Origin of the sequence: Vibrio sp. 10N.222.46.A1 (assembly GCF_041473595.1) — a bacterium.
Classification (GTDB): domain Bacteria; phylum Pseudomonadota; class Gammaproteobacteria; order Enterobacterales; family Vibrionaceae; genus Vibrio; species Vibrio tasmaniensis_A.
This window is the reverse complement of record NZ_JBFRSN010001376.1, coordinates 1-494: the sequence shown is the minus strand read 5'-3', so window position 1 is coordinate 494 and position 494 is coordinate 1. Positions and strand designations below refer to the sequence as shown.

The window sequence follows — 494 nt, the reverse complement described above, 5'->3', positions numbered from 1 at the left end:
TGTTAAAACTACTTTTGTAACTAAGCAGGTGATGTGATGAAAGCACAAGATCTACGCGAAAAGAACGTTGAAGAGCTTAACGCTGAGCTATTGAATTTGCTACGTGAACAGTTCAACTTGCGCATGCAAGCTGCAACTGGTCAACTACAGCAAACTCATACTCTAAAAGCTGTACGCCGTGACATCGCACGTGTGAAAACTGTTTTGACTGAAAAGGCAGGCGCATAATGAGCGAAACTAACCGCATCCAGCAAGGCCGTGTAGTAAGTGACAAGATGGACAAGTCTATCGTTGTTGCTATTGAGCGTACTGTAAAACACCCAATTTACGGTAAGTTCATCAAACGCACGACTAAAGTACACGCACACGACGAAGACAACACTTGTGGCCTAGGCGACAAAGTTGAAATCGCTGAGTGTCGTCCTCTGTCTAAGACTAAGTCTTGGACATTGGTTAAAGTTCTAGAAAAAGCGAAGATTTAATCTTTGTAATTC

At 42.7% G+C, this 494-nt stretch carries 2 protein-coding genes; both read left to right on the top strand.

What is annotated here, in order from left to right:
- The first annotated feature begins 36 nt into the window (after window positions 1–36).
- Window positions 37–228, top strand: a complete 192-nt coding sequence (gene rpmC / locus AB4496_RS26725; RefSeq protein ID WP_004736737.1) for a 50S ribosomal protein L29 — start codon at window positions 37–39, stop codon at window positions 226–228.
- On the top strand, window positions 228–482 hold the full coding sequence (gene rpsQ, locus AB4496_RS26720) for a 30S ribosomal protein S17 (protein WP_004736739.1): 255 nt from the start codon (window positions 228–230) through the stop codon (window positions 480–482). The genes rpmC and rpsQ overlap by 1 nt, the downstream gene beginning before the upstream one ends.
- Window positions 483–494 lie beyond the last annotated feature (12 nt).

Bases quoted from the DNA above. Each gene is read 5' to 3' on its own strand.
- rpmC (WP_004736737.1), top strand. From the start codon at position 37: ATGAAAGCACAAGATCTACGCGAAAAGAACGTTGAAGAGCTTAACGCT.
- rpsQ (WP_004736739.1), top strand. From the start codon at position 228: ATGAGCGAAACTAACCGCATCCAGCAAGGCCGTGTAGTAAGTGACAAG.